Annotated in this window: 23 protein-coding genes; 7 read left to right on the top strand and 16 right to left on the bottom strand. The window is 69.7% G+C overall.

Annotated elements, in window-relative coordinates; genetic code table 11:
• Positions 1 to 7: 7 nt before the first annotated feature.
• From ABZ570_RS07810 to ABZ570_RS07835, 6 genes are read right to left on the bottom strand one after another with little or no spacing between them, the layout of a single operon-like run.
• Positions 8 to 796 carry a DUF1684 domain-containing protein gene (locus ABZ570_RS07810; protein WP_358058518.1) on the bottom strand — a complete coding sequence of 263 codons (789 nt, stop codon included), beginning with the start codon at positions 794 to 796 and terminating at the stop codon, positions 8 to 10.
• Complete coding sequence (locus ABZ570_RS07815; RefSeq protein ID WP_358058521.1) at positions 793 to 1,572, bottom strand: ATP-binding cassette domain-containing protein; 780 nt, start codon at positions 1,570 to 1,572, stop codon at positions 793 to 795. The genes ABZ570_RS07810 and ABZ570_RS07815 overlap by 4 nt, the downstream gene beginning before the upstream one ends.
• Positions 1,569 to 2,375, bottom strand: coding sequence for an ABC transporter ATP-binding protein (locus tag ABZ570_RS07820; protein WP_358058524.1), 807 nt, complete (start codon positions 2,373 to 2,375; stop codon positions 1,569 to 1,571). Before ABZ570_RS07820 ends, ABZ570_RS07815 begins: the two co-directional genes overlap by 4 nt.
• Positions 2,372 to 3,271 (bottom strand): ABC transporter permease, encoded by a 900-nt coding sequence (locus tag ABZ570_RS07825; protein ID WP_358058527.1) that lies wholly within the window; start codon positions 3,269 to 3,271, stop codon positions 2,372 to 2,374. The genes ABZ570_RS07820 and ABZ570_RS07825 overlap by 4 nt, the downstream gene beginning before the upstream one ends.
• Positions 3,268 to 4,218, bottom strand: a complete 951-nt coding sequence (locus tag ABZ570_RS07830) for an ABC transporter permease (protein WP_358058530.1) — start codon at positions 4,216 to 4,218, stop codon at positions 3,268 to 3,270. Before ABZ570_RS07830 ends, ABZ570_RS07825 begins: the two co-directional genes overlap by 4 nt.
• 9 nt (positions 4,219 to 4,227) lie before the next feature.
• Complete coding sequence (locus ABZ570_RS07835) at positions 4,228 to 5,781, bottom strand: ABC transporter substrate-binding protein (protein WP_358058533.1); 1,554 nt, start codon at positions 5,779 to 5,781, stop codon at positions 4,228 to 4,230.
• A gap of 402 nt (positions 5,782 to 6,183) precedes the next feature.
• Here ABZ570_RS07835 and ABZ570_RS07840 point away from each other — a divergent pair, with 402 nt between their 5' ends.
• On the top strand, positions 6,184 to 6,477 hold the full coding sequence (locus tag ABZ570_RS07840; RefSeq protein ID WP_358058536.1) for a hypothetical protein: 294 nt from the start codon (positions 6,184 to 6,186) through the stop codon (positions 6,475 to 6,477).
• 84 nt (positions 6,478 to 6,561) lie between these two features.
• Here the strand turns inward: ABZ570_RS07840 and ABZ570_RS07845 are convergent, their stop codons facing one another.
• Complete coding sequence (locus ABZ570_RS07845) at positions 6,562 to 7,752, bottom strand: CapA family protein (protein ID WP_358058539.1); 1,191 nt, start codon at positions 7,750 to 7,752, stop codon at positions 6,562 to 6,564.
• A gap of 240 nt (positions 7,753 to 7,992) precedes the next feature.
• Between ABZ570_RS07845 and ABZ570_RS07850 the strand changes: the two genes are divergently transcribed.
• Positions 7,993 to 9,879, top strand: coding sequence for a CocE/NonD family hydrolase (locus ABZ570_RS07850; protein ID WP_358058542.1), 1,887 nt, complete (start codon positions 7,993 to 7,995; stop codon positions 9,877 to 9,879).
• Between the two features lie 207 nt (positions 9,880 to 10,086).
• On the opposite strand, the gene ABZ570_RS07855 is transcribed toward ABZ570_RS07850, so the two are convergent.
• The 8 genes from ABZ570_RS07855 to ABZ570_RS07890 form a co-directional block, all read right to left on the bottom strand.
• Entirely contained in the window at positions 10,087 to 10,716 is a 630-nt protein-coding gene (locus ABZ570_RS07855; RefSeq protein ID WP_358058545.1) for an NAD(P)H-binding protein, read from the bottom strand.
• On the bottom strand, positions 10,713 to 11,351 hold the full coding sequence (locus ABZ570_RS07860; RefSeq protein WP_358058548.1) for a helix-turn-helix domain-containing protein: 639 nt from the start codon (positions 11,349 to 11,351) through the stop codon (positions 10,713 to 10,715). Before ABZ570_RS07860 ends, ABZ570_RS07855 begins: the two co-directional genes overlap by 4 nt.
• 119 nt (positions 11,352 to 11,470) lie before the next feature.
• A complete protein-coding gene (locus ABZ570_RS07865; protein WP_358058581.1) occupies positions 11,471 to 11,887 on the bottom strand; it encodes a DUF6228 family protein in 417 nt (138 codons plus the stop codon).
• A 232-nt stretch (positions 11,888 to 12,119) separates the two neighbouring features.
• Positions 12,120 to 12,953: an ABC transporter permease gene (locus ABZ570_RS07870; RefSeq protein WP_358058551.1), complete on the bottom strand. Its 834-nt coding sequence runs from the start codon at positions 12,951 to 12,953 to the stop codon at positions 12,120 to 12,122.
• The gene (locus tag ABZ570_RS07875) at positions 12,950 to 13,909 is read right to left on the bottom strand and encodes an ATP-binding cassette domain-containing protein (RefSeq protein ID WP_358058554.1); all 960 of its coding nucleotides are present in this window, start codon (positions 13,907 to 13,909) and stop codon (positions 12,950 to 12,952) included. Before ABZ570_RS07875 ends, ABZ570_RS07870 begins: the two co-directional genes overlap by 4 nt.
• A 30-nt stretch (positions 13,910 to 13,939) precedes the next feature.
• Positions 13,940 to 14,779, bottom strand: coding sequence for a DUF4097 family beta strand repeat-containing protein (locus ABZ570_RS07880; protein ID WP_358058557.1), 840 nt, complete (start codon positions 14,777 to 14,779; stop codon positions 13,940 to 13,942).
• An 81-nt stretch (positions 14,780 to 14,860) separates the two neighbouring features.
• Positions 14,861 to 15,394, bottom strand: coding sequence for a ribbon-helix-helix protein, CopG family (locus tag ABZ570_RS07885; protein WP_358058560.1), 534 nt, complete (start codon positions 15,392 to 15,394; stop codon positions 14,861 to 14,863).
• A gap of 515 nt (positions 15,395 to 15,909) precedes the next feature.
• Entirely contained in the window at positions 15,910 to 16,284 is a 375-nt protein-coding gene (locus ABZ570_RS07890) for a VOC family protein (protein ID WP_358058584.1), read from the bottom strand.
• 518 nt (positions 16,285 to 16,802) lie between these two features.
• On the opposite strand from ABZ570_RS07890, the gene ABZ570_RS07895 reads away from it, so the two are divergent.
• Genes ABZ570_RS07895 through ABZ570_RS07910 form a run of 4 tightly spaced genes read left to right on the top strand, consistent with a single transcriptional unit; the run spans position 16,803 to position 21,814 of the window.
• Positions 16,803 to 19,277 (top strand): nitrate reductase, encoded by a 2,475-nt coding sequence (locus ABZ570_RS07895; RefSeq protein ID WP_358058563.1) that lies wholly within the window; start codon positions 16,803 to 16,805, stop codon positions 19,275 to 19,277.
• A complete protein-coding gene (locus ABZ570_RS07900) occupies positions 19,274 to 19,759 on the top strand; it encodes a hypothetical protein (RefSeq protein WP_358058566.1) in 486 nt (161 codons plus the stop codon). The genes ABZ570_RS07895 and ABZ570_RS07900 overlap by 4 nt, the downstream gene beginning before the upstream one ends.
• Before the next feature lie 58 nt (positions 19,760 to 19,817).
• A complete protein-coding gene (locus ABZ570_RS07905) occupies positions 19,818 to 21,260 on the top strand; it encodes a hypothetical protein (RefSeq protein ID WP_358058569.1) in 1,443 nt (480 codons plus the stop codon).
• Complete coding sequence (locus ABZ570_RS07910; protein ID WP_358058572.1) at positions 21,257 to 21,814, top strand: hypothetical protein; 558 nt, start codon at positions 21,257 to 21,259, stop codon at positions 21,812 to 21,814. Before ABZ570_RS07905 ends, ABZ570_RS07910 begins: the two co-directional genes overlap by 4 nt.
• Positions 21,815 to 21,926: 112 nt before the next feature.
• On the opposite strand, the gene ABZ570_RS07915 is transcribed toward ABZ570_RS07910, so the two are convergent.
• Positions 21,927 to 22,607, bottom strand: a complete 681-nt coding sequence (locus ABZ570_RS07915; RefSeq protein ID WP_358058575.1) for a VTT domain-containing protein — start codon at positions 22,605 to 22,607, stop codon at positions 21,927 to 21,929.
• A gap of 312 nt (positions 22,608 to 22,919) precedes the next feature.
• On the opposite strand from ABZ570_RS07915, the gene ABZ570_RS07920 reads away from it, so the two are divergent.
• The gene (locus ABZ570_RS07920) at positions 22,920 to 26,075 is read left to right on the top strand and encodes a M36 family metallopeptidase (RefSeq protein ID WP_358058578.1); all 3,156 of its coding nucleotides are present in this window, start codon (positions 22,920 to 22,922) and stop codon (positions 26,073 to 26,075) included.
• Positions 26,076 to 26,125: the final 50 nt, after the last annotated feature.

The following is a 26,125-nucleotide window of genomic DNA, read 5'->3' on the forward strand; positions in this document are numbered from 1 at the left end:
GCCTTCGTCAGCTGTCCGAAAGGGGCGCCTGGCCGGCTGGCTGATCACGCACTGCCTTCTCGCCGGCCCGGACGGCGAACGGCAGCACGTTCCCCGGGGGCGGCAGCGGGCAGATGAAGGCATCGGAGAACGCACACGGCGGCAACGTGACGCGGTTGAAGTCCAGCGTCACCGGGCCCGCCGTCGCCGGCAGCGGCAGAAACAGAAACCGGGCCGCGCCGTAGCTCTCGCGTCCGCTGGTGGCGTCCCGGAACGTGATGTGCGCTTCGCCCTCGTGGCCGGTGTACAGCGCGACCAACTCGGCGTGCTGGCCGTCAACGGTGAAGGTGAACGTGCCGACGATCGGGTAGTCCGCCAGCCGGTCGGAGTGGCTGTGTTCGGTGCGCACCGTCCGGTCGGCGCCGGCCGGGGTGAACTCGGCGGTCACCGCCCAGGCGGGGTCGGGGAGGTACGCGTCGATGCCGGCGAACCGGCGCACCGCCGGCGCGTGCGGGTCGTACGTCCGTACCGCCAGGTCGCCGCCGCGGCGGATGATCTTCAGCTCGACGTCGCCCGCCATGAGTCGCTGGTCGGGGCGCAGCACGCCGTCGGCGACCGGTACGCCGTCGACGAGCAGGCCTTCGACGCCGGACACCCGTACGTCGGTTCCGTCGGTCCACCAGGTGCCGGGTATCCCGTCGATCTGGGTGCGCCCCGCCAGCCAGTGAGTGCCGGTCAGCGAGAGGTCCCCGCCCGGCGCCGACACGGCCGCCTCGCGTTCGGCGTGCCAGGTCCGCCACTGATCAACAAAGGTCACGGTTCCTCCAACAGGTCGAGCGGCAGTTGCGGGATGGCCGCCAGCAGGGCACGGGTGTACTCGGCGGCGGGGTTGGTCAGCACGTCCGCGGTCGGGCCGCGCTCGACGACGCGGCCGTGGCGCATGACGAGCACCTCCTGGCACAGCTGGCTGACGATCGCCAGGTCATGCGAGACCAGCACCAGCGTGAGCCCGAGCCGGTCGACGAGATCCTTGAGCAGGTCGATGATCTGCAGCCGGACCGAGACGTCGAGGGCGCTGACGGGCTCGTCGGCGAGCAGGATCCGCGGGGCCGGTGCGAGCGCCCGCGCGATGGCGATGCGCTGACGCTGGCCGCCGGAGAACTCGTGCGGGTAGCGCCGTCCGTCTTCCGGGCGCAGCCCCACCGCGGTGAGCACCTCGGCGACCCGCTCGGCGCGGGCCGCCCGGTCCGTACCGATGCGCAGCGAGCGCAGCGGCTCGGCGACGATCGACGCGACCGACATGCGGGGGTTCAGCGACGACCGGGGGTCCTGGAAGACGACCTGGACCTGTCGACGGAACGCGCGGTGTCGGACCCGGTCGAGGGGTTGGCCGGCGAAGCGGATCTCGCCCGAGGTCGGACGGTCCACGCCGAGCAGCTGCCGCAGCAGGGTGGACTTCCCGGCGCCCGACTCGCCGACGATCCCGAGGCTGGTCCCCCGCCGCACGGTGACGTCCACTCCGTCGAGCGCCGGGTGGGTGCGGCCCGGGAACCATCGGGTGAGCTGATGCCCGCTGAGAATCGGTTCGCTCATCGGTCCTCCCTGCGTACGCTGGGCCGGGCCAGCCGGGTCACCCTGGCGGCGCTCGCGACGAGCTGCCGGGCGTAGTCGGAGCGGGGCCGGCGCAGCACGTCGTCGACCGGGCCGGATTCGACCAACCGGCCCGTGCGCATGACCAGGAGGTGGCGGGCCAGTCCGGCGACGACCGGCAGGTCGTGGCTGATGAACAGCAGTCCCACGCCGGTCTCCTCGATCAGCTCGTCGAGCAGGGTGAGGATCTGCGCCTGTACGGTCACGTCCAGCGCGGTCGTCGGCTCGTCGGCGATGAGCACCCGGGGCCGGCAGGCGAGGGCCATCGCCAGGGCCACCCGCTGTCGTTGGCCGCCGGAGAGTTCGTGCGGCAGGGCCCGCGCCAGCCGGGCCGGGTCGGGCAGGTGCACCCGGTCGCACCACTCGATCGCGCGGCGCTCGGCGTCGCTGCGGTTGAGGCCCTGGTGCAGCCGCAGCGGCCCGGCGATCTGGCGGCCGACCGGCATCAGCGGGTCCAGGGCGGTCAGGGGCTCCTGGAACACGATGCTGACGGTGCGGCCGCGGACCCGGCGCCACTGCCGGTCCGGCGCGCCGAGGTGGTCGTCGCCGTCGATGAGGATGCGGCCGCTCGTGCGCATGCCCGGCGGTAGCAGTCCCAGCAGTGCCAACGCGGTCAGCGATTTGCCCGAGCCGGATTCGCCGATGAGGCCGACCCGGTCGCGGGCGGCGAGGCCGAACGAGACGTCGCGAACGAGCGGCTGCCCGTCGAGCGTGATGGTCAGCCCGGTGGTCTCCAGGACGGTCATCGGTCCGCTGCCTGCCTTTCCTGCCGTAGCTGCGGGTCGAGGACTTCCCGCAGGCCGTCACCGAGCAGGTTGACCCCGACGACCGTGACGGCGACGGCGAGGCCGGGCAGCAGGACGTTCCACGGGGCCACGCTCACCGTCGACTGCGCCTCCTGCAGCATGCGGCCCCACGACGGCGCGGGCGGCGGTGTGCCGAGCCCCAGGTACGACAGCGACGCCTCGGCGATGACCGCGATGCCGAAGGCGAGGGCGGCCTGCACCAGCAGGGTGTGCCAGATGTTGGGCAGGACGTGCCGGACCAGGATCATCAGTGGCCCGGTGCCGCAGGTACGCGCCGCGAGTACGTAGTCCTGGGTGAACACCCGGCTCGCCGAGATCCGGGTCAGCCGGGCCACCTCGGCGGAGACGCCGATCCCGATCGCGCTGATCGCGACCGCGGTCGACGCGCCGTACACGGTGACCAGCAGCATCGCCAACAGCAGGGTCGGGAAGGCGATCACGATGTCGATCACGCCGACGACGGCGTTCTCGGCGAACCGGCCGGCGGCCGCCGCGAGCAGGCCCAACGGGACGCCGATGACGAACGCCACCGCGACCGAGGCCAGCCCGATCCACATCGCGGTACGCGCGCCGAGCATCAGTTGGGTGAACTGGTCGCGGCCCAGCCGGTCGGTGCCCGCCCAGTGCTGTACGGACGGGCCGGCCAGCCGGGCCGCCGGGTCGGTGTGGTCCGGCCCGTACGGGGACCAGACCAGCGACACCAGCGCCAGGGCGAGAACCGCCAACAGCAGCGCCGCGCCGACCACGAACGACGGCGAGCGCCAGCCTCGGCGTCGCCGGGCGGGGGTGTCGAGCGCCTCGATCGTTTCGACCGCTTCGACCAAGGGTGTGCTCATGTCCGTGCTCTCAGTCTCGGGTCGACCAGCCGCTGCACGACGTCCACGACGAGCCCCGTCACGAGCACGGTCGCGGTCATGAGGAAGACCGTGCCCTGCACGATCGGCAGATCGCGGGCCTGCACGCCGGCCAGCAGCAGGGAGCCCAGGCCGGGCAGGGCGAAGACGCTCTCGATGACCACGGTGCCCAGCAGTGAGCTGGCCAGCAGGATGCCCAGGATCTGGACCACGGTTGCGGCGCCGTTGCGTGGTCCGTGCCGCCACAGCGCCCGCGGCAGGCTGTAGCCGAGGGAGCGGGCGGTGCGCACGTACTCCTGGCTCAGCACGTCGAGCGTCGCCGAGCGTACGTAGCGCACCAGCACCGACCCCTGCGCGATGGTCAGCGTCGCCACCGGCAGGACCAGAGACTGAAGCGCGGCTCCCGGGTCCTCCCAGCCGGTGCGGGGAAACCCGCCCGGCGGCAGCGCCCGCCACTGCACCGCGACCAGCCAGACCACCACGATCCCGACCCAGAAGACGGGCAGCGCGATGCCCAGCTGCGCCAGCGTCGACACCGCCACCCCGAGCAGGCCCCGCCGCCGTACCGCCGCGAACACCCCGATCGGTACGGCCACGACGATCGACAGCACGAACGCGCTCAGCGCCAGCGGTACGGTGACCGGGAGCCGGCCGGCGATCTGATCGAGCACCGGCAGCTGGGTGAACAGGCTCTCCCCGAGGTTCCCGGTCACCAGGTCGCCCAGCCAGTGGCCGTACTGCGCCAGCACCGGCCGGTCGGTGCCGAGCTGGTGCCGGATCGCGTCGATCTGGTCCGGGGAGGACCCGACCGCCAGCAGCGTGACGGCCGGGTCACCCGGTAGGACCCGGAGCAGGAAGAACACCGCCGAGCCCGCGACGAACAGCGAACCGATCAGCCAGGCGGCCCGACGGATGAGGTAGCTGAACACGCTTATCGCCTAGCGCTTGGTGATCGGCGCGACATGGAAGCTGTCCGTGGTGTTGTTCTTCTGGTAGCCGCTGACCGAGGTGCTGGCGACCTTGATGGCCGGGTCGAGGAACAGCCAGGCGCTCGCCGCGTCCTCGGAGATCTGCCGTGCCACCTTCTTCAGCAGGGCGGTCTGCTCGTCGGGCGTCGCGGCGGTCTCGGAGTCCCTGACCCACTGCTGCACCTGCGGGTTGTCGTACTGCCAGTAGAACGTCGGATCGCCGTACCAGACCAGGTCGCGCTGGTTGACGTGGGTCATGATGGTGGCCTGGAAGTTGTGGTTCTTGTAGACCTTGTCGGTCCAGGTCGCGTCGTCGACGGGGTTCAGCGTGATGGTGATGCCGGCCTGGGCGAGCTGGCCCTTCAGCCCCTGCGCGATGATGGTGACCGCGTCCGACGGTACGTAGTCGACGGTGAAGGACAGACCGTTCGCGTACCCGGCCTTGGCCAACAGCTGCTTGGCGCCGGCCACGTTGTGGTCGTCGATGCTGGTCAGGTCCTCGTACCAGGGGTCCGTGGGCGGCACCATCGAGCCGATGACCTGGCCCCGGTCGGCCCACACCGCCGTCAGTAGCGCCTTGCGGTCGATGGCCTGCCGGATGGCGTGCCGTACGTCGGGGTTGTTGAACGGGGCGACGGCGTCGTTGAAGTTGAACAGTTCCTTCGTCGTCGAAGTGCCTTCCACGATGGAGAACTGCGGCCGGTTCTCGAACTGGGTGAGCACATCCGGCGAGGACACCTGGGTCACCAGGTCGAGTTGGCCGGCGAGCAGCGCGTTGTTCTCGGCGGTGGCGTCCTTGAAGAAGCGGTACACCACCTGCTTGTTGCTGGCCTTCGTGCCCCAGTACCTGTCGTTGCGGGTCAGCGTGATGGAGTCACCCTGCTTCCAGGAGGTCAGGGTGTAGGGGCCGGTGCCGATCACCGTCGTCTCCGGGTTGCCGGCGTCGGGCTTGGTGACAGCCGCGCCGGTGCTGGTGAGGTAGAACAGGAACGACTGCGACCGCGTCGACAGGGTGACCTTGACGGTGGCGTCGTCGGGCGCCTCGACCGTCTTCATGATCGAGAGGTTCTTCTTGCGGGCGCTGGTCGACTCGTCGGACGTCACCCGCTTGAGCGCGGCCACCACGTCGCTGGCCTTCAGCGGGGTGCCGTCGGAGAAGGTCACGCCGGGCTGCAGGTGGAACGTGTACACCGTGCCGTCCGGCGACACGTCCCACGACTCGGCCAGCAGCGGCTCGACCGTGCCCTCGTCGGTCAGCACGGTGAGCCCCTCGACGACGTTGCGCAGCAGCACCTGGGCGTGCCCGGTGTTGCCGCCCTTGACCGTGTTGAGCGTCGTCGGCTCGTTCAGCGAACCGACCGTGATCGTCGCGTCCGGGTCGGCGGCGCCCGTCGACCCGGGGCTCGTCGACGAGCCGCAGGCGGCGAGCAGCACCGCGAGGGAGATGATGGCCGCGAGCGCGCCGAGCGGGCGCAACCGGCGGGCGAAGGGTAGGCCAGGCGAGGGCCTGCGGTGAGTGGTCATGTCCTTGCTCCAGGCAGACGAAACCTGCGTCGCGCGAGCGCGGGACGCGGTGATTGAGGCTCACAAATGAGGGCAGATCAGACGTTGATGACGTCGCGCGGGCAGCGTGGCGCAGCAGCCACGGGCGCGGGCCGGGGGGTCAGACCGTCAACAACAACAGATACGGCGCGCGGCGACGACACGGACCGCGAGCGGGGTCCGGTCCAGCAACGGCGCAGTGTTCACGCAGGTCAGGCTACATGATCACGCAGTTGGGGCGGCAAGCCGACGATCGTGTCCTGTGCCACAGGTCTCCGGGTGAGGGGTCCATCGACTTCGGGTGGAGTTGCTACCAGGACATCCCGAACTGGCAGGCCATCAACGTGTACGAGGTGATCCCCCGGGCCGAACGCCTGGGTGGCGATGCTGGGCACCGGCCAGAACATCCTCTACCGGGCCGCCGGGACGGGCGACCTCAAGGGGGAAAAGCCGCCCTGCCTGCAACGCGCGGACGGTTCGACGTACCGCTGGGGCACCCTCGCCGGCGTCAACGGCAACGGCGTCGGCACCCAGTACGGCCCGGGGGCTCCCGCCACGCCCGCGCCGCTGCCTTCGGGTGACCTGGCGTCACTGACCGACGCCCAGCTCGCCGAGTCGCAGCGGCGCGTTGCCGAGGAGGCGGCCTGCCGGCTGGCGAAGACCTGTACCCGGAACTGACGGCGATCGTGCACCCGGCGGCGGCCCACGCAACACGGCGAGCGCCGCTGGGTGGTAATCGCCGGAGCAGACTTGGTGACGGCGTCAAGGCCGCTTCGTCGTGAGGCCGGTGCACTTCTTCGCCGTGGCGATCTTGTCCTCGATCCGCTGCCGGGCGGCGCCGGACACGAGCACGGGCTGCCCGGTGCCCGACACGGTCGCTGGCAGGAACTCGGTGCGGGTCACCGTCCGTCCGAGCACGGTCAGCCGCAGGACCCCGGAGTCGGTGCTGTGCGAGTCGCCGTACCAGAGGAAGTTGCCGAGCCCGTAGTGCACGTAGGCCTTACCCAGCCAACCGTCGGCGAGCAGGGTGTGCGCGTGGGTTCCGATCACGATGTCCGCCCCGGCGGCGGCGATCTGGCGGGCGAACGTCTTCATCTCCCCCGTCGGGCAGGAGTTGCCCTCGGCGCCCCAGTGCATGAAGACGATCACCAGGTCGGCCTGATCGTGGGCTGCTCGCACGGCGGCGACGGCCCGAGCCTCGTCGAAGGCCATCGCGATTCCCGGCCGGGTTTCCGTTGCTTTCCACTGCGTGGCCAGCTCGTGCACCTGCGACATCCCCAGCACCGCGATCCGCACACCCTTCACGGTGCTCAGCCACGGTGCGTACGCCGCATCGGCGTTGCGCCCCGCGCCGAACACCGGGAAGTTCGCGTCCGCCGCCGCGTCGAGGGTGTCCAGCAGCCCCACCTGGCCGTAGTCGAGGGTGTGGTTGTTGGCGATCGACGCCGCGTCGATCCCCGCGGCGCGGAGCGCCGAGTATGCGGTTTCCGGCGATCGAAATTGATAGCGTTTGGGCTGCGGAGTGCCGCGGTTCGTCACCGCCGTCTCGAGGTTGACCACGGTGAGGTCGGCGTCGCCGAGCACCGACGCGATGCGGCCGAAGGCCGTCTGCGGGTCGTCGAGCAGACGCAGCGTGCGGCCGGTGAAGTGTACGTCGCCTGCGAAAGCCAGCCGCAGCTCGACCGGCGGGGCCACGCCCGGCTCGGTGGCGCTCGGCGATGCCGTGGCGCTCGACGTCGTCGCGGCCGGGGGCTTCCATTCGGCCGCCGGGCGGTCCGACCCCTCGCGGGCGCATCCGGCCAATGCTGCCCCGGCCGTGAAGGCCGCCACCGCCACACGCACCCTGGTGCTGATCACCGGCACAGGATAGTGGGGCCGCGGTAGGACACCGGAGCACAGCTCATGGGACACCGGCGCATCGACGGCCCTGGAGATCCGCGCCGACGCCGGCATCGACCCGGCACCCGAGCGGACGTCAGACAGCCGGACGGCGTCCTGCGCTGCCAGGCCGAGGCTCTCCTCGCCGCCGACTTCTTCGAGCCACAACCTGTCTCGGCAGATGTCTATGCGGCGCGCCACGGACTTCGTGCATCTGCCTGATGACGATCAATCGGCCTTTTCGTAGCGTGCGGATATTAATCGAGTCGGCGCGCCGGGTGAGTGCTGCCCACGGGCCGGATGAGGAGGGAAAACATGAGGGCGATCGTTTCGGTCGGCGCAGCGATTACGCTGCTAGCCGTGACGGCGCCGGCGGCCGCCGAGCGGGTCGAGACACCGACGATCGTCGTGGAAGGCGGAGTCACCCAGCCGGCGTTCGGCTACGCTGATGCGATCCGCGAACGGATCTGGGTCGATACCGACTTCGACAGCGATCGGGACGGCGTCAAGGACGTCATCCGTGTCGACCTCATCCGCCCAGCTGCCACCGAGCAGGGCCTGAAGGTGCCCGTCATCATCGACAACAGTCCGTACTACGCCACCTTGGGGCGGGGGAACGAATCCGAACTCAAGGCCGATATCGATGGTGATGGCCTTCTCGACCGCTGGCCGCTGTTCTACGACAACTACTTCGTGCCCCGTGGCTACGCCGTCGCACTCGTCGACATGAGCGGCACGGCCGGTTCCACCGGCTGCCCGACGATTCAGGGCGCAAACGAGAACGCCTCCGGACCGGCAGTCATCGACTGGCTCAACGGCCGGCGCAACGCGCACGACTCCAACGGCGATCCGGTCGTGGTCGACTGGCACAACGGCAAGTCGGGGATGATCGGGAAGTCGTACGACGGGTCGCTGGCGATGGCCGCAGCGGTGTCCGGCGTTGACGGCCTGTCCACCGTTGTTCCCATCGCCGGGCCGTACAACTACTACGACTACACCCGCGGCAACGGCATCGTCACGCGTGGCAACAACTACCTCGGGTCGCTCGCCCGGACCATCACGGCTGACGACCCGGCCCGTCAAGCCAGGTGTGCGCCGGTCTGGAATGAGATTGGCGCCAACGACGGGGACGAGCACGGCGACTACACGCCATTCTGGCACGAGCGGAACTACCTGGACGACGCCGCGAACGTCAAAGCCAGCGTGTTCCTCGTCCACGGCATCCAGGACGACAACGTCCGGGCCGACCACTTCAGCAAGTTCTGGCAGGCGCTGAAGACGTACGACATCCCGCGCAAGCTGTGGGTCGGCCGGGTCGGTCACATCGATCCGTTCGACTTCCGCCGGGACGTGTGGGTCGACACGCTCCACCGCTGGTTCGACTACTGGCTCCACGGCATCAGCAACGGAATCATGGATGAGCCGAAGGTCGATGTGGAACCGTCCGTCGGCGTCTGGGAGCAGCACGCCGACTGGCCGATCCCGCGTACGGGGAACGTCAACATGTGGTTGCGTCCCGGCGCCGACAGTGCCGGGCAACTCGCACTCACCCCCGCCGGGGGCGCGCCGACGACCCGTTCATTCGTCGACAACCCCAGCCAACTCGAAACCGCGATGATCAACAACCCGGACCAGCCGAACGGGAATCGCCTGGCCTTCCTGTCCCCGCCGCTGGCCGAGGACCTGCGTATCTCCGGCACCCCCGAAATCAACCTGACCGCGTCGTCGAGCCTCGACGGGGCCTACTTCGGCGCGATGCTCGTCGAGTATGGACCGAGCACGCAGAACAATCGAACCGGCGACGGAATCCTCCAGACGACGCTGCCCGAGGAGTGCTACGGCGAGTCGAGCCCGTTCGACGACGGGTGCTACCGGCCCGTCGCGTACCGGCCGACCAACGTCACGCAATGGCGGGTGACCAAGGGGATCCGCGACGGGCAGAACCGCAACTCGGTCGCGGCGCCCGAGCCCATGACACCCGGCCAGATGTACGAGATCAGCATTCCCCTGCTGCCGGAGGACTACGTCTTCTCCGCCGGCAACCGGATCGGCGTCATCCTCGTCGGCAGCTACCGCAGCTACTCGGCCGAAACGCTGGCATCGCGACCGACCATCACGGTCAACACCCAGGTCAGTCACCTCTCCCTGCCGGTGCTCGGCGGTCAGCAAGCCGCTCGTCGAGCCGGGATCCCGCTTCGCTGAGCAGGTAGTTCCGGCTCGAACCCCGACGACAGGTTCACGGCAGGCGTCAAGATTGCCGTCCGGAGAGACGGTCAAGGGCTGGGCCTTTCAGGCCCAGCCCTTGACCAAGTACGAACGCGGTACGCCCTCGTACGCGCAGCCACCCTCCCCCGCGCCCGCCCGCCCACCGGCGTAGCGGCACCCGGTGAGGGCTATATCTAGGCCCTCCTACGGCATCACCGCCGGCGCGCGGTGCAGGTAGGTCAGGTCATCGAGTTGCCTGAGCATGAAGTCCACGATGTCGGCGCGCGAGATCCGCAGCACGATCTGGCTGGCGTGTATGGCCTCTCCATGCCGGTAGGTCCCGGTCCTGGGCCCGTTGGTCAGGCGCGGCGGACGAACGATCGTCCAGTCCAGCCCGCTGCGCTGGATGATCTCCTCCTTCTCGGCGTGGTCGGCGGCGACCTTGCGCAGCAGCACTGGAGCTACCACGATCCGTCCGAGTGCGCTGAGTTGGTGGCGTCCTGCGGGTACGCCAAGAAACGACAGGTACACCAGTCGGCGCACGCCGGCGTCGACCATCGCCTCGGTAATGTGCCGCACGCCCGCGACGAGGGTCGGATCGCGGCGTAGCGGGGTTGCGGCGCCGAGCACGCAGAGCACCGCTGCTTGGCCCGGCATTGCCCGGGCGACGGCATGGCGGTCGGCGACGTCGCCGCGGAACACCTCGATGCCCTGGCCATTCTGGAACGCCGCAGGGTTTCGCACGAACGCCGTGACACTGTGGCGGCGTCCGACAGCGGCATCGACCAATCGTCGGCCGGTCGATCCCGACGCGCCGAAGACCAACACCTTCATCGAGTCTCCTTGTCATCAGTGCCGTTGAATACGGTGTCGATGAAGAACTCCAGATGACGGCGGACGAGTTCGTGACCCGCGAGGCGGGTGGCGGCGTCCGCTTCGGCGTGCAGGTAGAGCAGCCGCACATACGCGCTCGGCGCGAACAACTCCCAGGCCAGTTGGTCCGGCGAGCCCTTGGCCGAGGCGACGTGCCCTTGGTCGATCCAGCGACGGAACAGCGCGGCGAGTTGGTCCCGGACCTGCATGGTCGCGGTGATGGTTTCGACGTGGGTGTCGCCGAGCGCCCGCGCGACAACGCTGGCTATCTGCCGGGCCCGTGGCTCATCCCAGGCCCGGATCAGCGCCTCGGCGACCGCGCGCAGAAGCGCTGGCGGGTCCTGCTCGGCAAGTGCGGCATCGATCCCGGCCAGCGTGCTGGTCAGTAGCCCGGCGCCCGCCTGCCGCAGCACCTCATCGAAAATGGCTTGCTTACTCGGGAAATGTCGGTAGAGCGCTGCGTCGCTCAGGCCGACGGCGCGCGCGATCGCCCGAACCGAGGTGCCGGCAAAGCCATGACGTGCGAACAGCGCCAGCGCGGCGTCCAGCACCGCCGCACGGGTATCGCCGGACTCGGCGGCCGGAGGACGCCCCATCCGCCGTCGACCTTCCTGCCCTGGAGGCGTTCCCATGGCGATAAAGTAAGCGAACGCTCGCTTACTTTCAAGGGCGCTCAAAGAATGACGTGGTCGTCGGCGCGGTGACGCCGAGGCGGCTACTTGGCCGGGCGTGGGATGGGTAGGAACTCGCCGAGGTCCGCAGCGAGATTGCTCATCTGCTCCCCGGCTTCGAGCCAGGTGGTGATCGACGCTCGCCAGGCGTCGGAGCGGGATACCCAGGGTTGAAGGTCCCAGCTGAGTGCCACGTGACCGCGGGAGTGGAAGGTGGCGCGGACGGTGAGGTGGTTGGTCTGCCAGGTCCGCTCGCCGGCCCAGCCGCGGTAGTCGGCGGCGAGCTGACTGATGAAGTCAGGAAGCCAGGCGTCGTCCCAGACCCATACCTCAACGCCAGGCAGTTCGGCGTGCAGGCCCTCTGCGTGGGCCTCGACCGCGAAACCGATGCCGTACTCGTCGGGAAAGGAACGGCTGTGCAGCCGGACGCACACTCCCGGGTTGTCATGGCAGCGGATCATCACGTGGAGGTCGTCGTCAGCGGTCAGCTCAGGCGCAGGCACGTCGTGACAGTAAGCGATCGAAGTCGTCATGAGCAGGTGAGTTACGGTTCGGCGTTACGGCCTCCGAGGTAGCGGTTCCAGGTGCCGCCACCGGCGGCGTGGTGCCGGGCCAACGTCCATGCCGAGGGCGTCCCGGTAGGCCGACAGCCGCGCGTTGATCTGGGCCAGCCCGATGGAGGGTGGTGCTTGCTCAGGACTCGCGGTTGAACAGTCGTTTCGACCAGAGGTAGCCGCCGAGCGCGATGACGGCGCACCAGGCGAGCGCGGTCCACGCGTTGTTCCCGATCGGCTTGTCCATCAGCAGGCCACGCAGGGTTTCGATGATCGGCGTGAACGGCTGGTACTCGGCGAACCAGCGCAGACCGGCCGGCATGGAGTCGGTGGGGACGAACCCGCTGCCGAGGAAGGGCAGCAGAATGAGCGGCATGGGCAGGTTGCTCGCGGTCTCGACGGTCCCGCTCGCCTGACCGAGCGCGACGGACAACCAGACGAGTGCGAAGGTCACCGCCACCAGGAAACCGGCCGCGGCCAGCCACTCGCCCGGCCCGGCGGTGGGCCGGAAGCCGACCAGCAGCGCCACGCCGATCACGGCCGCCAGGCTGATCACCGCCTGGATCATGCTGCCCAGGACGTGTCCGGTCAGCACCGAGACGCGGGCGATGTGCATGGTGCGGAACCGGGTGATGATGCCTTCGGTCATGTCCATGGCGATCGAGATCGCGGTCCCCTGGACCGTGGCCGTCACGGTCATCAGGATGATCGCGGGCGCCACGTAGTTGGCGTACGCGGCGCGCCCGTCTGCCGCGTCGCCGGGTACCGGCCCGCCGAGCCCGGCGCCCAGCGTGCCGCCGAGCACGTAGACGAACAGCAGCAGGAAGACGACGGGCATCCCGACGAGGGTCACGGTCATCGACGGGTACCGCAGCATGCGCTTGAGGTTGCGGCGCAGCATCGTCGCCGAGTCGCGGAGCGGATGGAACCTGAGGCTTGCCGGAGCCGGGCCGGTGAGGGTGGGGGTGCTCATCGAGCCGTCACCTTCTCGTTGGTGGGGTTGCCGGTGAGGGCGAGGAAGACGTCGTCGAGATCGGGGGTGTGCACGGACAGCTCGTCGACCTCGATGGCCCGGTCGTCGAGCTGTCCGATCAGGGTCTTCAGCGAGCGCAGGCTGCCGTCGCTGGGCACCCGCAGGGCGAGCGCGTCGTTGTCGCGCGAGGCCTGACCCAGCACGCGCACGGCCGCGTCGAGGCCCTGCTGGTCGGCGAACCGTAGGCGGACGTGTCCACCGGGGATGCGGCGCTTCAGTTCCTCCGCGGTTCCCTCGGCGACCACCCGACCGTGGTCGAGGACCGCGATCCGGTCGGCCAGTTCGTCGGCCTCCTCCAGGTACTGCGTGGTGAGGAAGATGGTGACCCCACCGGCCACCAGGTCGCGGACGATCTGCCACATGCCCCGGCGGCTGCGCGGGTCCAGTCCGGTGGTCGGCTCGTCGAGGAAGATCACTTGCGGGCTGCCGACCAGGGTCATCGCCAGGTCGAGTCGCCGCAGCATGCCCCCGGAGTAGGTCGAGGCCGGCTTCCTGGCCGCCTCGGTCAGGTCGAACTGTTCGAGCAGCTGGGCGGCGCGCCGCCGGCCTTCGCCCCGGGCGAGGTGGTGCAGATCCGCCATCAGCCGCAGGTTCTCCTCGCCGGTGAGCAGCTTGTCGACCGCGGAGAACTGACCGGTGACGCCGATCGCGGCGCGCACCGCGTCCGGCTCGCGGGCGAGGTCGTGCCCGGCGACCGTCACGTCACCGGCGTCGGCGCTGAGCAAAGTGGACAGAATCTTGACCGCGGTGGTCTTCCCGGCGCCGTTCGCGCCGAGCAGCGAGAAGACCGTTCCCCGTGGCACGTGCAGATCGAGACCGTCGAGCACGACGTGGTCGCCGAACGACTTCCGTAGCCCGGTCGCGGCGATCGCCGGCCGGGATTGCTGGATGTCCATGGTTTCCCTTTCTCCAGGGCCGGACGTGGATCAGGAGCGGTGGATGGTGATGTCGCCGTAGGAGGTGCGCCCGCGCACCTCGACGGTCTGGTCGGTCTCGTCGGGCCGGGTGGCGTTCTCCAGCAGGTTGCGTACGTGCCCGTACCCGGTGTTGACCTCGAGCCAGGCGGCGGTGCCCTCGGCGATGCCGATGTCCAGGTCGCCCGCGGCGGTGCCCAGGACGACCGAGCCCCGGACCACCTCGCCGAGGCGGATGCTGCCGTTGGAGGTTTTCGCGTCGACGCCGGCGCCGGCCCGCTGGACGTCGATGGCGCCGTTGGCGTTGCGCACCCGCACATCGCCGGCGACCGCGTCGATCGTGGTGTCGCCGTTGGAGTTCTTGACCACCACAGCGCCGTCGACCTCGCCGATCTGGATCTTGCCGGAGCCGGTGGAGATCTCGGCGTCGCCCGTGATGCGGTCAGCTGTGATGTGACCGAACCCCGTGTGCAGGTGCAGCGGGCCGGTTCGTTCGAGCCGGACGTTGCCGGTGGTCTTGAGCCGGCACTCCCCGAGCCGGCCGACACAGCGCACGTCGCCCATCTGCAGGTGAGCGGAGAGCTGGGAACCGCTGGGGAGTTCGATGGACACGTCGACCGACCTGGTCTTGCGGGAGAAGTCGAAAACGCGCTTCGGGCCGGTGACCTGAAGCATGCCGTTGGTGTAGTCGACACGGACCTGCGCAGCGGCCTGCACGTCGGACTCGTCGGCCTCGTCGCTCGGGCGGACCTCGACGACGGTGTCGGTGCGGTCGCTCGCGGCGATCGACACGTAGCCGACGCCGAGTTCGAGGGTGACGGAAATCGGTTCGGGCGTCTCGTACTTTGGCATGGTTGTCCCCGCATCATGGGTTGGGTAGGTGATTCATCCCCGCAGGTCGGGGACACGGTGGGAGAACAGCGTGCGGTGCGGCTAGCGCACCCAGCCGGTGAAGCCCTGCTTGGTCCGTTTCGTGCTACCGCGTGGCTCGGGACGCTGATCGCGATCGGACCGCTGCAGGCCGGCGGCGGCCGCCCGGACCAGCCAGGCGTTGACCGAGCGCCCCTCCTTGGCCGCGGCCTCCTCGATCGCGGCCTTGAGCTGCTCGGGCATGCGTACGTTGATCCGCGCGGCGGGGCCGTCCTCGGCGAACAGCAGATCGCTGTCCGGCGCGCCGACGATCGTCGCCGCAGCGTCCCCGGCCGCGACCTCAAGCGGCTCGGCGGGCGGCGGAGTCACGACGAAGTTCGGATCGCGGCCGCGTAGGCGCAGCTCCACCGAACCCGGAGCCAGCTCGCGGGTGATCTCGTCGGCGGCGGCCGACAGCGCGTCCAGCAGCGTCATCCGGATCGCCGACTCGAGCGGCCCGGTCAGGCGCTCGACCAGCGCACGCGCCTCCTCACCGCCAGCTTCGGCAAGCGTGGCGAACTCACGTCCGAGGTTGCTCACATACGTGGTCAGGTCCATGGTGCCATCTTGGCACGCTCGTGGCACGCCGGCAAGTCATCTTGGCTCACGGTGGGCGTCATATTGGTGCCACCTGGTGCGTTCGGATGGCAGAGCGCAGGTCAACGAGGTGGTGAAGGTCCTGCGCGAGGGCGGTCACGGCTACGTCGTGGTCACGGTGGACGTCCTCGACCGCATCGAGGAATGTTCTTCGACCTGCACCACCGCCCCGACGAAAGCGTGCGTGACGGGTGTTGTCAGGGTCGCTACCAGGACGGCCGGGCAGGCCGGGCGCTGGACGCACGACGACGGACCGCGCGAGGCGTGCTCACTGGCCGGCCCTGGCCGCCGTACCCGTTCGTTACCACGGCATCTTCGCCTACGTCGAGGGCCGGCTGGCTGGCTGCGGCACTGCCGCTGTGCCGACTGCGCTACGCCGGCTCAGCCAGCAGGCGGGGCTTCGCGATCCTGCGGCCGCTACCTCAACGGCCCCACCGCCAGGACCCGACCCCGAACCAGTTGGCGGCGAAGGGCAGTCAGCTACCGCGCTCGGCCTCACCGCGCTCAACGCAGAATTCGTTGCCCTCAGGGTCGGACAACGTGACCCAGCCGCGCCCATCAGCGGTGCGGTGATCCTCGTACACCTTCGCGCCGAGGGCGATGATGCGCTCCACCTCTTCGTCGCGGGTCCGCTCGGTCGGCATCCAGTCGAAGTGAATCCGGTTCTTCACCGTCTTACCCTCAGGAACCCGGATGAACAGGAGGCCAGGTACGGGCGAGGGTGCCTCGACGAGCACCTCGTCGTCACCCGGCGCATCCACATCGGACACCGGCCACCCGGTCACCTCGCTCCAGAACTTCGCCAGCTCGTACGGCTCGGCGCAGTCGATGGTCACGTGGCGAAGAATCATGCCACCAACCATAGTCAGTTGATCCGAGCAAGCCCGCCAGGACCGACCCGCAGCCCTCCAGGGCGGCTTCGTCATGCAGCCGGACGCCCCGTGTGGCGTTATGCCGCCTCGTCGCGGCCACGACGGAGCGCCAGACCCGGCTCACGGCCCGTCCAGCCGATGCCACACCCCCACCCGTACCGGCACGCCAGGAGACGCGCGGAGTAGGGGCGGCCGGGATCCGAGATCGCTTCGGCTACCTCAGCCCGCGTCCCTCCGTCCGGCAGGGGCCGGATCTTCTTCTCGGCGGCGGCCGAGGGCATGGTGGGCCGAGGCGGCGAGCCGGGCGGAACTCCACTGCGGGCGAGCGCCTCGACCCACTCGGCCAGCGGGGTGGCGACAGCCGTGGAAGATCAAACCGGAGATAGGCACAGAAGCGTCGCGAAAGGGAGTAAAACGTCCGTAACGCCCCAACCCTCACAGCGGTACGGCTACATTTCCTGACGAAACACCGCCAATACGAAGGAACGGGTGGCCTCATGGCGGCAGTCGACCGCATCGCGCAACCGTGGGGCGAGCGGACCCCGTACGGCCCGGGCGAAGCCTGGCCGGTCCGGGTGGACACCTATCTGTCCGACGGGATCGACCCCGACCAGGTCGACCGGTGGGTGCAGTCGGCCAGCCTGCTGCATTCCAACGGCGACGCCATGGACATCGCGGTCTCCGACGGCCGAATCGTGGGGGTGCGGGGCAGAGCCGGCGACCGGGTGAACCACGGGCGACTGGACCCCAAGGACCTCTTCGGCTGGCAGGCCAACGGTTCGCCGGACCGGCTGCGCCGGCCGCTGGTGCGCAAGCGCGGGAAGCTCCGGGAGACCGACTGGGACACCGCCATGGGCCTCGTGGTCGAGCGGACCCGCGAACTCCTCGCCGAACGGGGGCCCAGCGCCATCGGCTTCTACACCACCGGCCAGCTGTTCCTCGAGGAGTACTACACCCTCGCCCTGATCGCGCACGCTGGAATCGGCACCAACCACATCGACGGCAACACCCGGCTCTGTACGGCGACCGCTGCCGAGGCGTTGAAGGAGTCGTTCGGCTGCGACGGCCAGCCGGGATCGTACGCCGACATCGACCACGCCGACGTGATCGCCCTGTACGGGCACAACATGGCGGAGACCCAGGTCGTGCTCTGGGCGAGGGTGCTGGACCGCTTGGCCGGCCCGAACCCACCGGCGATCATCGCCGTCGACCCCCGTCAGACGCCGGTGGCGCGGGCGGCGACCGTGCACCTGGCGCCCCGACCGGGCACCAACGTGATGCTGATGAACGCGCTCCTGCATGAGATCATCAAGCACGGCTGGGTGGATCGGGAGTACGTCGCGGCGCACGCGGTGGGCTTCGACGAACTCCAGCAGCGGGTCAGCGAGTACCCGCCGGAGCGGGCCGCCAGCGTGTGCGACGTCGCAGTGGAGGAGATCCGGCGCGCCGCCCAGTTGCTCGGCACCGCGAAGCGCCTGGTCTCCACCGTGCTGCAGGGCTTCTACCAGTCGCATCAGGCCACCGCCGCAGCTGTCCAGGTGAACAACATCCACATCGTCCGCGGCATGCTGGGTCGGCCGGGCTGCGGCGTGTTGCAGATGAACGGGCAGCCCACTGCGGAGAACACCCGCGAATGCGGGGCCGCCGGCGACCTGCCCGGATTCCGCAACTGGGAGAACAAGCAGCACGTGCAGGACCTGGCCCGGGTGTGGAACGTCGACCCGATCCGCATCCCGCATTACGCGCCGGCGAGCCACATCATGCAGATGATGCGCTTCGCGGAGGAGGGTTCGCTGCGCTTCCTCTGGGTGACCTGCACCAACCCGGCGGTCTCGCTACCGGAGTTGGCCCGCATCCGCTCGGTCCTCACCCAGAAGCGACTCTTTCTCGTGGTGCAGGACATCTTCCTGTCCGAGACCGCTCAGCTCGCCGACGTCGTGCTGCCCGCCGCTACCTGGGGTGAGAAGACCGGGACCTTTACCAACGCCGACCGCACGGTGCACCTGTCGGAGAAGGCGGTGGATCCCCCCGGGGAGGCCCGGCCCGACCTGGACATTCTCCTCGACTACGCGCGGCGGCTCGAGCTGCGCGACGCCGACGGTGCGCCGTTGGTCACGTGGAGCGACCCGGAGTCGGCGTTCGAGGCCTGGAAGAGGTGCTCGGCCGGCCGGCCGTGCGACTACTCGGGACTGAGCTACGCGAAGCTGCGGAACGGCAGCGGGATCCAGTGGCCCTGCACCGAGGCGCAGCCGAACGGCACCGAGCGGCTCTACGCCGACGGCCGCTTCTTCGGCGATCCGGACTACTGCGAGAGCTACGGGCGCGACCTGGTGACCGGTGCACCGCTGGAGTCCACCGAATACCGGGCGATGAACCCGTACGGCAAGGCGATCCTCAAGGCAGCCGAGTATCTGCCGCCGCACGAGCTGCCGAGTCCCGAGTACCCGTTCCAGCTGATCACCGGCCGGACGCTCTACCACTTCCACACCCGCACCAAAACCGCGCGCGCTCCCCAACTGCAGGCTGCGGCACCGCAGGTGTGGGTCGAGATGTCGGCCGGCGACGCCGCCGATCGGGGTCTGGGCGAGGGAGACCTGCTGGAGATCACCACCCCACGCGGGGCAGTCCAGGCCCAGCTGCGCATCAGCGGCATCCGCCCCGGAGTGCTGTTCCTGCCCTTCCACTACGGCTACTGGGACACCGCCGGTGGCTCCCGACCGCGCAAGGGCCAGGGCCGAGCCGCCAACGAGCTGACGATCACGGACTGGGACCCGGTATCGAAGCAGCCCCTGTTCAAGACCGCCGTCGCGGCGGCGGCGCTGGTCCGACGCGGTACCGGCGCTCCCGCGTCGGCGCCCACCACCACGGGCTCCCGTCCGGTCGTTGGCGATCACGTGCCGGCGACCGTCGGCGGCGACGCCGCCCTGGCGGACGAGCGGACCGCGACGACGGTGAGCCGGGTGTCCCGATGAACAAACTACGGATGGTCATCCGAGAACTGCACCGGTCGGAGAGCGACCTCGGCCACGACCTGATGGGGATGTCGGACCGGTACGCCAGCGACCACGAGATCTACCATCTGGCCCGGGACCTGTCCCGCTGGTCGCAGGAGCACGTGACACAGCTCGCCGAGACCGGCCGCCGCTACGACCTCAACCTCGACCGAGACGTGGACGGTAAGCCCGGCCTGCTCGCCACGGTGCAGCAGAAGACGGCCAAGTTGCTGAGGCGGCGCCCTGAGCCCGCGCTGCTCCTCCTGATCGAGCTGCGAAAGCTCTACCGCGACGCCTCCGGGGTCTCCCTCGACTGGGAACTGCTCGGACAGGCGGCCCAGGCGGCCAAGGACCGGCAACTGCTCGCCCTGGCCCAACGCTGTCACCCCGAGACGCTGCGCCAGGCCCGATGGGCCAACGCCAAGCTCAAGGAGCTCTCCCCTCAGGCGCTGGTGAGCTGAGGCTCTTCATCCCACCGCGGGCGGACCTGCATGGCATTGATTCCGACTGGAGATGTTGATGACGGTTACGGCGACGCCGGCTCCCCGCGACGTGCTGGATCGGCTGGTGACACCCGCCCGGCCCCGGGTGGATCCGGCGGATGTCCGGGTGCCGCCGGGATTCCGGGTCGAGGTGGTGATGTGTGGACTCTCCTTCCCCACGGGGCTGGACGTGACCGACGACGACACCGTGTTCGTCCTGGAGGGGGGCAGCACCTGGCCAACGCGCCCCTACCTACCGGCGCGGATCCTGCGCCTGCGACCCGATGGCGAGGTCGACGAGATCGGCGAGGAGACCCTCGGCGGCCCGCGCGGAGTCGCCTGGCACGACGGTGCCCTGTACGTGTCGGACAAGGGCGGCTACACCAGCCGGATAGTCCGGTACGACCTCGACAGCGGCGAACGGCGGGTCATCGTCGACGGCCTGCCCGATGGCGGATGGCACGAGCCGGGCGGACCGGTGTTCGGCCCCGACGGGCTGATGTACTTCGGTCAGGGCTCGGTGTCGCAGAACGGGGTCGTCCTGCCGCAGGGCTTCACGGTCGATCTCGCCAAGCACCCGCGCGCCCACGACGTGCCGGGACAGGATGTGGTGTTGACCGGGAACAACGTGTGGAGCCGCGATCCGCTGGCGCCGTACCCGTTCCTGACCCGGACCGGACCGTTCAAACCGTTCGGCGTGCCGGCGGAGTCCGCCGAGGTGGTGCGGGGTGAGCTGATGTGCAGTTCCGGCATCTGGCGGGCCCGGCCGGACGGCAGCGACATCGAACTACTGGCCTGGGGGGTGCGCAACCCGTACGGGATGGCCTTCTCGCCGGACGGGGACCTCTACGTCTCCGACAACGACCTGGAGGAGAAGGGCGAACGGGCCGTGGCCAACGACCCGGACCGCATCTGGTGCATCCGGAACGCCCGCACCCCCCACGGCAGCGTCACCACCCCCGACTGGTACGGCTTCCCGGAGATCTGCGCGGACGGCCTGCCCGCCTGGCATCCGGACCACCTGCCCAGCAAGGGCAAGGCGGCCGAGCCGCTGATCGAGAATCCGCCAGCGTGGGCCGGCCCCGCGGCGTTCCTGGAGAAACCCCACTCCTGCATGACCGGCATCGACTTCTGCACCTCCAGCACGTTCGGCTACGCCGGGAAACTGTTCGCCTGCGAATGGGGAACCCTCGCGCCGCTGAACTCTCCGAACCCGGAGGACCTCGACCACGGGTTCAAGGTCATCGCCGTCGACGTGCAGGCGGGCACCGCGGAGGACTTCGTCACCAACGACAAGCCCGGGCCCGCCTCCAGCCAGGGCAGTGGCGGCATCGAAAGGCCGGTGGCCTGCAAATTCAGCCCCGACGGTCGCAGCCTCTACCTGCTGGACTTCGGCGTGTCCCTGATCACCGAGGGCTACATGATGTCGGTGGCCCGCACCGGCGTCCTGTGGCGAATCACGCGGGAGGCGGTCCGATGACCACCGACAGCATCGTGCTCATCGACATCGACCAGCAGACCTGGGGCACACACCTCGACCGCGCACGCCACTGGCTCACCCTGACCGAGGCCAGCCAGTCCGCGTTCTGCGCGCTGCTCGACAGCGCGATCGGGGAGATCGGCGAGCCACACATCCGCCGGTACCTGACCGACATGCGCGCCCAGGCACAACGCCACCACGACTGCATCCCCGATCTGCTCGCCGCGTTCGGTGGGCCCGGGGGCCAAAGACCGGGCGGTACCACGATGGGACGGGTGACCGCGGCCGGGCGGGCCCTCGCCGGCGCCGCCCAGGGTCTCGTCGGTGGCGCCCGCGGCCGGGGCTACCGCAAGCTTCGTGAACTGCTCCTGGCCAACCAGGACGCGATCGGCGCGTTCGCCGTCACGGAGCAGTTGGCCCTCGCCGTGGGCCTGCGCGACGCGATCGCCATCACGTTCCCGTTGATCCGCGAGAAGACCACGGACCAGCTGCTGCTGCAGGAGTACCTGCTGGAAATGGCGCCGAAGGCCATCCTCTACCACGCCGACCTTTGACATCCTCTGCCGCCTGAGGGCGGAGGGTTCCCGCGTCCAGCGCCCTACGTCGTCGACCCCTGGTGGGTGGTCGACAGGACTGTGGCCCCTGTCCCGGGCTGCCCGCCCGGGGTCATCGGCGCTCATCACCTGCTGCCGTGTCACTACGGCGGCCGCGCATGCCGTGGGCGCGCAGCAGGCGAGCGCAGAGCGGCGCCGCCGCGAGGCCGAGCAGCCCGCCGAGGACCAGGTTGTGCCCGCCTCCCTGCCCGGCAGCGCCAGCGACGGCGAACAAGAGCGAGGCCGGGAGGGCTCCTGCGGCCCCGGCGAGCGTGACGCGGCCCCAGCCGAGGTTGGACGTGCCGGCAAGCATGGCGACGGTCTCGGCAAGTACCGGTACCGGCCGGGTGAGCAGCACCGCGAGGAGCCCGTAGCGTTCGAGCAATGCCTCAGCGCGGGCGCGCTGTCCGGCTGTGGTGATCCGGGTCAGCATGCCACGGCCGCGTCTGCCGATGCCAAAGGCGATGAGCGTGGCCCCGAGTCCGCCGATCATGGACAGCAATGCTCCGGGAAGCACGCCGAACATCGTTCCGTTAGCCACCATGATCAGGCTCGAGGGCACAGGCATCGCCACGTCCACCAGCAGCAGGGCCACCGAGGCCACAGCTGCGGCCGGCCCCGCCGTGCCTAGCAGCGGGGACGGATCCGTCAGCAGGGGTACGTCGAGCGATTCCACCAACGCGAAGACCGCCAGCATCGCCGCCGGCACGCCCGTGAGGACCAGGGGGTAGCCCCAACTGCGTGGCGCGCTCACCCGTCGCGCCGGTACAGGATGGCGTTCGCCGCCGTCTCCAGGTGGCACGTCCGGATCAGCAGTTGGTGGCGTGACTTCTCGGGCGCTGTCCCTTCCCAGCATGATCACCCCGTTGGCAGACGTACCGCGGACTGTCGTCCTGACCCTACGCAGAGCAACCGGCGATGAAGGGACGATTCTGGTGACAGTGGCGGTTGGTGCCGGCGCCAGTGTCTGTCCCTGTTGCGCTCGAGCCGTCCCCGTCGATGTCAAGAGCGACAGCAGCCAGCACCGGCACGGGCGCAGGCAGGAAGAACCCGCAAAGGAGTCCCGATGGGTATTCGTCGACCGCTCGCGCTCGGGGCGGCAGTCGCCTTGGTTCTCACACTCAGTCCCTCGGCCGCCTCGGCCGTCGTCGACATCGGCTCGCCGGCCATCGACAGGCTTGATGTCCGGCGTACCGGGCAGTCCGTGCGGCCCACGGACGGGCAGCTCAGCGCGGCGCGCGAGTTGGTCACGGCCGCTGGTGCCGGTACGCGGGTCAGCTGGGACGGGCGGTTCGGTACGCCTCGGACGATCCGCAAGGACGGCGGCTGGCTCACCGGGCCTCGTTCGGGAGATCCCGTTTCGGTGGCCCGGTCGTTCATCGACGCGAACCGTGACGCCTTCGGCCTCACCGCGGCGGACGTCGCGTCGCTGGCGGTGGTGCGGAACCACGAACTCGTCGGTACCGGCACGCACGTGGTGAACTTCGCGCAGACGTACGCGGGCCTGCCGGCGGTGCGTGGTGGCCGCCTCGGCGTGGCCGTGACCAGCGATGGCAAGGTTCTCTCCTACGCCGGCAACTCCGCTCGTAGCGGCGGCCTGCTGGGCACGCACGAACTCTCCGCGGCAAAGGCGCTGGAGGGCGTGGCCGGCAAGCTCGCACCTGGGGTGGCCTTCACCGCTCTGCCGGCCGGTGACCGTGCCGGTTTCCAGGTGTTCGCCAAGGGGCCGTTCGCTGGCGAATCCTACGTGCAGAAGGCGGCTTTCCCGACCCGGGGCGGTGCCCGGCCCGCCTACCGGGTGCTCTTCATCAAGGCCCTTGACGCGGCCTGGGACACCGTCGTCGACGCGGCGACCGGGGAAACGTTGTACCAGGCGTCTCTGGTGGCGCACGACGCCGAAGGCACCGTCTACGAGAACTACCCCGGAGCCCCGGCCGGCGGCGCCCCGGTGGTCAAGTCGTTCGGGCCGACCGCCCAGTCCCCCTCGGGTTACGTCGACCCGACCGGGCTGGTGGGTCTGGCGGGCCCGACGACGGCGGGTAACAACGCCAACACGTACGCCAACTACTCGAACTTCCTGGTCCCCGCCGATCAGGGGCCGCGGCCGGTGAGCCTCACCGGGCAGTTCAACTACGCGTACGCCGCGAACTGGGCCCGCAGCAACGGTCAGTCCGTGCCGCCGTCCTACGCCCTGGATCTCAACCCGGCGGCGACGAACCTGTTCTGGCACCACAACCGCATCCACGACGAGTTCCGGGCGCTGGGGTTCACCGAGTCCGCAGGCAACTTCCAGGTCAACAACGGCGGGAACGGCGGGCAGGGCGGCGATCCGGTGCTGGGGCTGGTCCATGCCGGTGCGGCCACCGGCGGTGCGCCGACCTACACCGGCCGGGACAACGCCTACATGCTCACCCTGCCCGACGGGATCCCCGCCTGGAGCGGCATGTTCCTGTGGGAACCGATCAACGACAGCTTCGAAGGGCCGTACTCCGACGGCAACTTCGACGCCTCGGTCATCGAACACGAGTACGCGCACGGGCTGTCCAACCGGTACGTCAGCGGCGAGGACAATGCGCTCAACACCCACCAGTCCGGATCCATGGGCGAGGGCTGGGGCGACTGGTACGCGCTGAACTACCTCTACGCCAACAAGCTCGCCACCACCGCCGTGGTCGGCCAGCACGTCACCGGCAACACCGCACGCGGCATCCGCAACTGGAGCTACGACCAGAACCCCACCGGCTACGGCGACATCGGCTACGACCTCGGCGGCCCCGAGGTCCACTCTGACGGAGAGATCTGGACCACCGTCCTGTGGGACATGCGCAAGGCCCTCGCCGACCGCTACGGCGACACCGCCGGCGGTGAGATGGCCGCACGGCTGATCACCGACGCGATGCCGCTGTCCCCGGCGGACCCGTCATTCATCGATATGCGCGACGCCATCCGTACCGCCCTGGACAACCGCTACCACAGCCGCTCCGACTACGCGGCGCTCGTGGACGTCGTCTTCGGCGCGTTCGCCAAGCGGGGCCTCGGCCTGCACGCCGTCAGCGACGGCGGCGACGACACCGACCCCATCCCCTCCTACGAGCACGTGAACCCGGCCCGCAACGGCACCCTGACCGGCACCGTCGTCAACGCCGCCACCGGCAAGCCCATCCCCGGTGCCCGGATCATGTTCGGCGTCTTCGAGGCCAGGGTCACGCCGCTGCGAACCTCGTCCGCAGACGGCGGCTTCTCCGCGCCGATCACCGCTGGCACCTATCCGGTGACCATCGCGGCCGACGGCTTCGGCGCCCGGACCTTCCCGAGCGTCAAGGTCAGCGCCGGCAGGACCTCGGCACTGCGGTTCGCCCTGACCCCCAACCTGGCCTCCGCCGCCAACGGCGCCACCATCGTGTCCGCCACCACCACCGGCGCCGCCCGCCTGATCGACGACACCGAGGCCAGCACCTGGAAGACCTCCCCGGGAACCGGGAACGCGGTGGTCAAACTGGCCGCCCCGGCGCAGATCTCGTCGATCCAGGTCAGCGCCTTCGCCACGGCCCGATTCGAGGGACTGCGGGGGTTCACCCTGCAGACCTCCACCGACGGCGTGAACTGGCAGACCGCCCTGACCAAGGCGGACGCCTTCAGCTACCAGCCGCCTCGGCCGACCGCCCCTGACCTGCACTACAAGCAGTTCACCCTGCCGCAGCCGGTGCAGGCGCAGTACGTGCGGTTCTGGACCGACCGCGCGCTGGGCGAGACCAAGACGGACGTGCAGACCGCCGAACTGCAGGTCTTCTCCCAGACCGCCACCGGGGTGGAGCCGCTGCCGCCGTCGCCGCCGGACGCCCCGGTGACCGAGACCGGGGTGATCGTCACGGGCAACCCGTCCACCGGAACCGTTGACGATGCCACCGGCGTCACCGCCACCGCCTTCAAGACGGCCTGCGTGGTCCCGGCGGCACCGGCTCAGGGCGCCGACGGTTGGGTCACCCAGTTGCCGGACAGCTTCGGTGACGGCGCCCACGAGGTGCAGGTGAGCAGCGACAGCGTTGCCCCGTACGACTTCGACCTCTACTTCTACGACGAATCGTGCAGCCTGCTCGGCGCAGCGGCCTCCTCGGCCGCCGACGAGTCCGGCACCATCCCCAGCGGCACCCGATATGTCCTCACCCAACTGTGGCTGGGCGCCGCGGTCCCGTTCACCCTCACCGCGACCGACACCAAGTGAACTGACCTCCTCCAGATCCCGGCTGCGGGGTGGTGGCCCCAGGCCACCAC

The organism is Micromonospora sp. NPDC007271, assembly GCF_040634005.1.
Classification (GTDB): Bacteria; Actinomycetota; Actinomycetes; order Mycobacteriales; family Micromonosporaceae; genus Micromonospora.

Bases quoted from the DNA above. Each gene is read 5' to 3' on its own strand.
- ABZ570_RS07815 (WP_358058521.1), bottom strand. From the start codon at position 1,572: ATGAGCGAACCGATTCTCAGCGGGCATCAGCTCACCCGATGGTTCCCG.
- ABZ570_RS07895 (WP_358058563.1), top strand. From the start codon at position 16,803: ATGGCGGCAGTCGACCGCATCGCGCAACCGTGGGGCGAGCGGACCCCG.
- ABZ570_RS07885 (WP_358058560.1), bottom strand. From the start codon at position 15,394: ATGGACCTGACCACGTATGTGAGCAACCTCGGACGTGAGTTCGCCACG.
- ABZ570_RS07855 (WP_358058545.1), bottom strand. From the start codon at position 10,716: ATGAAGGTGTTGGTCTTCGGCGCGTCGGGATCGACCGGCCGACGATTG.
- ABZ570_RS07905 (WP_358058569.1), top strand. From the start codon at position 19,818: ATGACGGTTACGGCGACGCCGGCTCCCCGCGACGTGCTGGATCGGCTG.
- ABZ570_RS07850 (WP_358058542.1), top strand. From the start codon at position 7,993: ATGAGGGCGATCGTTTCGGTCGGCGCAGCGATTACGCTGCTAGCCGTG.
- ABZ570_RS07900 (WP_358058566.1), top strand. From the start codon at position 19,274: ATGAACAAACTACGGATGGTCATCCGAGAACTGCACCGGTCGGAGAGC.
- ABZ570_RS07910 (WP_358058572.1), top strand. From the start codon at position 21,257: ATGACCACCGACAGCATCGTGCTCATCGACATCGACCAGCAGACCTGG.
- ABZ570_RS07860 (WP_358058548.1), bottom strand. From the start codon at position 11,351: ATGGGGCGTCCTCCGGCCGCCGAGTCCGGCGATACCCGTGCGGCGGTG.
- ABZ570_RS07820 (WP_358058524.1), bottom strand. From the start codon at position 2,375: ATGACCGTCCTGGAGACCACCGGGCTGACCATCACGCTCGACGGGCAG.
- ABZ570_RS07875 (WP_358058554.1), bottom strand. From the start codon at position 13,909: ATGGACATCCAGCAATCCCGGCCGGCGATCGCCGCGACCGGGCTACGG.
- ABZ570_RS07840 (WP_358058536.1), top strand. From the start codon at position 6,184: ATGCTGGGCACCGGCCAGAACATCCTCTACCGGGCCGCCGGGACGGGC.
- ABZ570_RS07835 (WP_358058533.1), bottom strand. From the start codon at position 5,781: ATGACCACTCACCGCAGGCCCTCGCCTGGCCTACCCTTCGCCCGCCGG.
- ABZ570_RS07880 (WP_358058557.1), bottom strand. From the start codon at position 14,779: ATGCCAAAGTACGAGACGCCCGAACCGATTTCCGTCACCCTCGAACTC.
- ABZ570_RS07920 (WP_358058578.1), top strand. From the start codon at position 22,920: ATGGGTATTCGTCGACCGCTCGCGCTCGGGGCGGCAGTCGCCTTGGTT.
- ABZ570_RS07845 (WP_358058539.1), bottom strand. From the start codon at position 7,752: ATGCCGGCGTCGGCGCGGATCTCCAGGGCCGTCGATGCGCCGGTGTCC.
- ABZ570_RS07890 (WP_358058584.1), bottom strand. From the start codon at position 16,284: ATGATTCTTCGCCACGTGACCATCGACTGCGCCGAGCCGTACGAGCTG.
- ABZ570_RS07865 (WP_358058581.1), bottom strand. From the start codon at position 11,887: ATGATCCGCTGCCATGACAACCCGGGAGTGTGCGTCCGGCTGCACAGC.
- ABZ570_RS07825 (WP_358058527.1), bottom strand. From the start codon at position 3,271: ATGAGCACACCCTTGGTCGAAGCGGTCGAAACGATCGAGGCGCTCGAC.
- ABZ570_RS07870 (WP_358058551.1), bottom strand. From the start codon at position 12,953: ATGAGCACCCCCACCCTCACCGGCCCGGCTCCGGCAAGCCTCAGGTTC.